This is a genomic window from Enterobacter sp. 50793107, from assembly GCF_001463365.1.
GTDB classification, from domain to species: Bacteria; Pseudomonadota; Gammaproteobacteria; order Enterobacterales; family Enterobacteriaceae; genus Enterobacter; species Enterobacter cloacae.
This window is the reverse complement of record NZ_LNII01000088.1, coordinates 1-6548: the sequence shown is the minus strand read 5'-3', so window position 1 is coordinate 6548 and position 6548 is coordinate 1. Positions and strand designations below refer to the sequence as shown.

The window sequence follows — 6548 nt, the reverse complement described above, 5'->3', positions numbered from 1 at the left end:
CGCGATCAACAACCTGTTTGACTGCTTCAGTTTTAAACTCTTCAGGATAACGCTTACCGCTCATGGGCACCTCTCTTTAAGTCATCTTAAATGACTCTGAGGTGTCTGTTAAACGCGTGGCGATTCAGTTAACACCACCATCACCACCTCTCCATTTACCACTTTTAGGATCTAAAGATGCGTTTGTAACAGTATTAGCTAAACGTTCACGCACATCCTTCATATTGTCTGTGGCTTTATCCACGTTAGCAGAGTCAACACCGTTTTGTTGCCCCCATGCCACCATAGCTTTGATTACATTCGGATTGGTTCTAACACGTTCACTCATTCTCACCAGTTCGAGGTTTTCATTACCTTTATCAATAATGCGTTGACCAACCCCCATCGAACCAGCGGCTAATACTGCACTCCCTAAAATGCCACCCATCATTGGAGAATGGGTTGCTTTAGGAGATTTGAGCTTCTCCGCTGTCGCTGCATACTGTGTACGCTGTGCCTGTGTCACCTTCGCTTGTTGTGCGGCTTCTCTGCGTAATAGGGTTACACGCTCACGAATAGAGGCGTTCATCCGCTGGCTTGTGATGTTACCTTGAGCAAAAGCTTCTATTTGCTTCTGGATGAAATGCAAGGCCTCGTATTGTTGCTTAGCATCAAGCCCGTATTTACCTTTAATCCCAGAGATTTGCAGCCCTGCATGACGAAGTTTAAGCTCAGCGGTTTCCTGGCGTTTCTGAATCTGCTGCTGCGCTCTCAGGTTGGCCCTTTCATCTCTCGCTTTCTGCTTCTCTGCTGCTCGCTGGGCTTTCATTTCCTTCGTATCACGGGGTTTATCATTAAAACGTGCATCATCGGCTTGTTGACGGGCTTTCTGTCTGCGCTGCTTCTGAGTCTGAAACCGAATTTTCGGATTCTCCAGCTTCTTAAAATGGCGTTGAAGATCATCAGCGGCTTTCTTCGCCTCTGCAATACTTTGCTTGTCCACAACGAAGGTGACCGTATTTTTCAGGGTGCTAACATTCAGATCAAGCATTACTCACCGCCTTGTTTGTCTAAGAAATAGTGAATAGCTTGCTCAATCGTATCTCCTCTGAAAATACGTTGCCTAACACCTGTATATGAAATATCTAATAGCGCACATAGTTGACTTACTTTTAGTAAATCGGATGCACTATCACCTTGAATATCAATATGAACGCCCTTTGCACTCTTGAGTATTAACTGCATATTATCTGTTCTCTTTTTTGGAAATAAAAAAGGGGCAAGGGCTGGCGCATTTGCTTTGCGTGTTCCAGTTCCCTACGCCCCTGATTAAAGCTCTTCTGTTATTTCCAGACGTGAAGAGCTAACGTCTATTGCTCATTATTCTGAGACAGTACCAAAGATGATCGCTTGTGGAATCGCCACGATTGGGAGATAACGACACTCTGTCGCTACAGAGGGGTAACCCCAGCGCTGGTCTACAGTGACATACTGATGCATTAGAGCGGCTTCTTTACCCTGTGTTGCATGGCGTACACCAACACCAGAATGAAGTACATAGGCGTTAGATTCAGGAGCCATTACCGGAATACTAACGAAGCCATCAACCCCGATTTTGTCAGTGATCAGAGAGTAGCCCGTCACATCGATCACCGTTACGCCGTTTAGCGTCCAAGTTTCGAAAGCAGGGTTTGCCCCTTTAGTGCGAGTGTAGAAGTTATCGCCTTGCTCAAGCGGCAGCGTATACATCATGAAATCTTTAACGGATGGGTGATAGCGTAGCGCTACGGCAGCTTTACCGGAGGCCAGGATCACTACGCCCTGTTTAGCCTGTGCCAACCCTGAACCAAGTTTCACATTCTGAATGCGCCCGATCTCGCTTAGTTGCTGGAACACGTTAGCACCTGCGCTGATGTCCATTGCATACTCACTACGCGCACCACCTGCAAGGAAATCTAAATCACCTTGACCTGCAAACTGTGATTGCACGCGCAGCCCTAATAGAGCTTCAACAAGGTCAGCTTCAACTGTATTACTGACCTGCGCGTATTGTGCATCTGAGAAATCAGAGATAGCCAGGGTGATTTGGTCAGCAGTGTCAACCGTTCCACGAGCTTTATATTGTTCAAGATCACGACTTGAAACGGTATTCAGAGAGTTAGTATATTTAAGCTGGTAAAGGGCTGAGGTGTATTCAGGACGCTCTGCACTATTCCAGTCAGATTGCGCATGTGGCATTTTTTCAGGAGCAACAAGATTCTTAACATCTGTTATTTTTTCCAGGGCAATGCTATTAACATCATGGTACTCTTCACGGAAAATGCCTAAGTTCTGAATAATGCGATTTAGCTGAGTAGAGAATGTCCACGGGCTGGCAAAGTCATACATGTTGCCAGAAAATAAATCTGAATAAGACATTATTATTTTTATTCCTTGTTATTAAGTGGTGCGTAGTGCTACTTCTGCATAATCGGAGAAGGTGAAGCCTTTATCAGCAAGAGCCATGACAGCCATAGATTCATCCATATTTCCAAACTCCACGCCAGCGCGGGAAAGAATAACATGATGAGGATCTGCCACTACGATTGATTTAGCACCTGCTTGTGCTGGTTCTACAACGACATAAGCAATATCAGCAATATTTGATGCTTTAATACCGCCAGTGGTAACGAGGTCACCGACAATCAAATCGGCAGGGATTGCTGTTGTTACGTCTACACGCTTATCTTGTAAGAGTGCATCTGAATGATAAGCCACAACTTTATATCGAGCGTGACTATTATTACCGTTATACGGTGTAAATGTTCCGTAATGCATTGGTTATTTTCCTTTTAATAGTTTTAATCGTTCTTGTAACCCTTTCGATGACCTTACATTTTGAATGTCATCTTTAGAGGAGTTTGATTTAGTAATCTGGGACACAGGCCACCATTGCTCTGTTAGTTTTTGAATCTCTTCAATACTCACACCGAAAATATCAGCAGCTTTTTTCATGAGAGAAACAGACAAAGTAATAGAATCGCCTTTATGCTTGATTACACGATCATAGTTTAGAAACATATTATTGTTCCTTTTTTCTATCTGAGTTATAACGAAAGTGTTACACTCATTGTAAAATAAAGGGGCGATTAAGCCCCTGGAGAGTATGCCCTTGTTAGAAAGCATTTTTAATATCATTCGATTAGCAGTAAAAATGAAGTTAAGAATACTCTCTAATAAAAGAACCCCCGTTTTATTATCTTAGGAGATTTAAAAAGATCGGGGGTACTTTGCATCTGCTACACGTGAAGCCCTTCACGCTGGCCGTAACAGATATTCATTACATTATCTATTAATGCACCCACGAACGTGGGTGCATTAATAGAATACCAGCTAAACCATCCAAAGAATCTCTTTAAATATGTTCAGTCTGACACTACCTATGTTCTAATAGATAGCTGGAAGCTTAAAAAGCTCCCTCTGAAAACGTCTATTCCATATTAAATGGAGATGCGCGGGTGATTGCATGTAATGCCAACACAACGAGACATTACATCCCGCGCATTCCTTCGGAACTAAACAAAGAAGAAAACAACCAGAAGTTTTCAGGCGAAGCTCTAAAGAGCAAATAAAGAAGAAAGCACCATTTATGGGAATGATGCTCTCGGAGTGCACACTATGGGATAGTGTTTACAAGTCGTATTTTCAAACGAGGGAGAAGTGATTCGAATACTTACCCTATACTTCATAGTAACATAAAAGTTATGCACATGTCAAGCACTTTATGCGCCATTAGTGAATATTTATTCATAATGAATCATGCCATAAACCTTGGCAATGTCGAGGCTAAGCTCTCCCAGTTCAGCGGTGATCCACTGGAGGCTGCAAGCCAGCTCTTCAAGGTCATTAGCTACACGCCAGGCTTCTTCTGGTGTGAAAGTGCTGTTTCCACGCTTCACCAGACGCTCTACAACCTCTTGGAGATACATCAGCGCATCAATCCCCTGCTCCGCCTGTTTAGCCGCGCTTAAAAGCGCCTCTGGCGTTCTGTCACGCCATGCATGATTAACCAGTTCAAGAATAGGTAGATGCCAAGTGTTATGGAAAGAATCGAGCAAAGTGCTTACTGTGTTCATAGTTTTATTATTCATTGTTGTTGTTTTCCTTGTCGTCAAATAGAAAGTCAAAGTCTTGTGTATGGTGGGATAAGCCGTTAGTGCGGATATATTCCCGCCAGTCAATATAGTTTTCTGCGTATAACTGCCACTTCTTAAGGTTCGATGAATCAACACGGTATTCACGGCGGCGGCGTGGTTTATAGAAGACGTTATCCGAAGAGGCTAAAACATCCTGCAATAGTTCAAACTCTGATCCGGTTGGCACCCTTGCAGGGTATTCTATTATTTCGGTGATCCACTCCCCAGGGATAGATTCAGTTGCATGTTCTTTCAACTGACGGCTGTATTTACGTTTGCTGGCGCGTACTGCTTTCTCAATACGCACTAAGTTGTTTCTTTGTCTTGTACTCATTTATCCTCGTAGAGGGGAAACTTCCATTTACTTGTTAATATCCAATATACATAGAATGAACCAGTAGATAATGTTAACCATAAAGTCTCCCGATTTTGTGTTAGTGTTGCTTATCAGTTGTTGGTAGTGATGAAACTTACTGCATCATTAACGGTAATGTCGTAATACTTGCCGTGGCGTTCCATTGTAATAACCGCTGCATCCTTCATTATTAATAACCAATATCGTGCCCCGCTCTCACTTATTCCTACACCATCAGCAATATGTTTCACAGTGGAACGGATCTTTCCGTGTTCACGTATTAGAGATGCAAGGTGTTGATAAAGACGTTGGCAAATGGTGTTACATTCGATGTAATGATGTGTAGATTCGTTCAGTAGGTACAGCTTGTTCAATGTGTCTCCTAGTTAAAATGGTATCGTTGATTGTTCAATCTGGTTGTATTCATACGGGTGAGTTTCCTGAAACAGTTGTTCTATTCCCATTGAATGATCTATTCCGATTCGTTGAAGCACTCTTGATGACCAAGAATAAAAGCTCTCGTCCTCTCGTCGTTGTTTCAGATTTTCAAACAGGTATTTCACTGCTTCAGAAGTACGGATGCGAGGCGACGCTTTATCCGCTGTAACGCTTTCAGGGACGCTCTCAGGCATGATAATAGCTTCCTCTATAACTTTGGTCATTGTCGGCAGTGGCACTTCTTCTGAGGCTTCTGGCTTCGTTTCTGGTGCATACGGTAGAACGGTGAAGATACTTGTACACCCTGGACGCTCTTTCACATGTAGCCATCCAAAAGAAACAAGGTCTTTAATATGACGGCGCACAGTTTGATCTGTACCGAGTCCCAATCGCTTACCTATACCAGTTAAAGAAGGTGTCACCTGTTTGAACGTACCGGATAGGCTCTTGAGGTAGGAATATACAATCTTGTGGTGGAGTTTTACTTCTTTTGTTTCGCCGTTAACTTCTACGGTTGTGATTTCAAGTAGTTCATAATCTACCATCAGAAATGGCGTAATCTGTTTTGTCATTAAATATCCTTCTATGTAATCGCGCTCACGGCGCTACTATGGTGATAATGGGATCACTTGCCCTTGTTAAGATTGGTTGCCTCTTTATTGAGAACGTCAAGGATATAGTCTGTAACAGTCATTCTCCTGCTTCTTGCCTCTTTAAATAAGGCTTGGAAAGTTTCATCAGGAATGTGTAGGCAAGTGCGTGGTTGTTTCTTCGCGTTTTTAATGTCGCTCATGTGATTTTCTCCTTATTCTTTATTCGTTAGTTTCTTTTGTTGCGCTTCTGATTAAATCGAAGCGGCGTAGCACTTCCGTGAAAAACTCGGCGCGTTCTGAATAGCCCTGCTTACGATTAGAGTTACGTAGTGATTTAATCTGGTGGCGTGTCACTTCCCCTTTAATGAGAGATAGCACAGTAGTATCAATATCGAAGTATTTCATTAATGTCCTTTTCAAATATAAAATAAAACACCTCGCAAACCTGACGGTTTCGAAGTGCATTGTGATTTGGATTGTAGGTGGGAATGTTTTCTTTACCCTATATAACTCATATTACACTATAAGGCGGCTTTTGTCAAGCTGTTTTTAATATTTTATCCCATCATATACAATATCACACATCGCCGCTTGAAGTCAACGCTCATGATTAATATCAGAGACACCGCTTAAACATCCTATATCGCGTTCTGAGAGCTTTTGTTACATCAGTAGTCATCTATTCCCTGCCCTCTCAAAACCGCTTACAGCGCGTCAGAGGCGCTATGTTTGCATTACTGTCGCCCTCTGGCACTTACTCCCGAAACCAATAGCACAACTACTGAGGGATAACGTTAGTTATCAAGATAGTAGTTAGTGGTCTTGGATTGAGGCTTAGTGAACTTGCACGAGTTACAAGTGTAAGTGAGCTTTAGCCATATTGACCTGCCCCCACGATTAGATACAACACTCAGTTAGTAACGTCGGAATCTTCATTCTCAGAATGACCCTTTCTCCAGCCCGCTGCAAATTCAGACGGTGTCTGATAATTCAGCGTGGAGTGCGGGC

At 42.9% G+C, this 6548-nt stretch carries 10 protein-coding genes; all 10 read right to left on the bottom strand.

The window, feature by feature from the left end:
* Positions 1-124: 124 nt before the first annotated feature.
* The 10 genes from APU11_RS13355 to APU11_RS13320 all read right to left on the bottom strand — a co-directional run bounded on the left by APU11_RS13355 (position 125) and on the right by APU11_RS13320 (position 5945).
* On the bottom strand, positions 125-1030 hold the full coding sequence (locus APU11_RS13355) for a hypothetical protein (RefSeq protein WP_060578527.1): 906 nt from the start codon (positions 1028-1030) through the stop codon (positions 125-127).
* Positions 1030-1224, bottom strand: a complete 195-nt coding sequence (locus tag APU11_RS26920; RefSeq protein ID WP_038416657.1) for a hypothetical protein — start codon at positions 1222-1224, stop codon at positions 1030-1032. Before APU11_RS26920 ends, APU11_RS13355 begins: the two co-directional genes overlap by 1 nt.
* Before the next feature lie 135 nt (positions 1225-1359).
* Positions 1360-2397: a major capsid protein gene (locus tag APU11_RS13350; RefSeq protein WP_060578525.1), complete on the bottom strand. Its 1038-nt coding sequence runs from the start codon at positions 2395-2397 to the stop codon at positions 1360-1362.
* Positions 2398-2418: 21 nt separating this feature from the next.
* Positions 2419-2796: a hypothetical protein gene (locus APU11_RS13345; protein ID WP_060578523.1), complete on the bottom strand. Its 378-nt coding sequence runs from the start codon at positions 2794-2796 to the stop codon at positions 2419-2421.
* 3 nt (positions 2797-2799) lie between these two features.
* Positions 2800-3039, bottom strand: a complete 240-nt coding sequence (locus tag APU11_RS13340) for a hypothetical protein (protein WP_131729162.1) — start codon at positions 3037-3039, stop codon at positions 2800-2802.
* Between the two features lie 722 nt (positions 3040-3761).
* Positions 3762-4109, bottom strand: a complete 348-nt coding sequence (locus APU11_RS13335; protein WP_060578518.1) for a hypothetical protein — start codon at positions 4107-4109, stop codon at positions 3762-3764.
* A complete protein-coding gene (locus tag APU11_RS28890) occupies positions 4102-4488 on the bottom strand; it encodes a hypothetical protein (protein WP_072200419.1) in 387 nt (128 codons plus the stop codon). The genes APU11_RS13335 and APU11_RS28890 overlap by 8 nt, the downstream gene beginning before the upstream one ends.
* Before the next feature lie 407 nt (positions 4489-4895).
* Positions 4896-5519, bottom strand: a complete 624-nt coding sequence (locus APU11_RS13325; RefSeq protein WP_060578515.1) for a helix-turn-helix domain-containing protein — start codon at positions 5517-5519, stop codon at positions 4896-4898.
* 53 nt (positions 5520-5572) lie between these two features.
* Positions 5573-5740: a hypothetical protein gene (locus APU11_RS28600; RefSeq protein ID WP_171847455.1), complete on the bottom strand. Its 168-nt coding sequence runs from the start codon at positions 5738-5740 to the stop codon at positions 5573-5575.
* Positions 5741-5759: 19 nt separating this feature from the next.
* A complete protein-coding gene (locus tag APU11_RS13320) occupies positions 5760-5945 on the bottom strand; it encodes a hypothetical protein (protein ID WP_060578513.1) in 186 nt (61 codons plus the stop codon).
* Positions 5946-6548 lie beyond the last annotated feature (603 nt).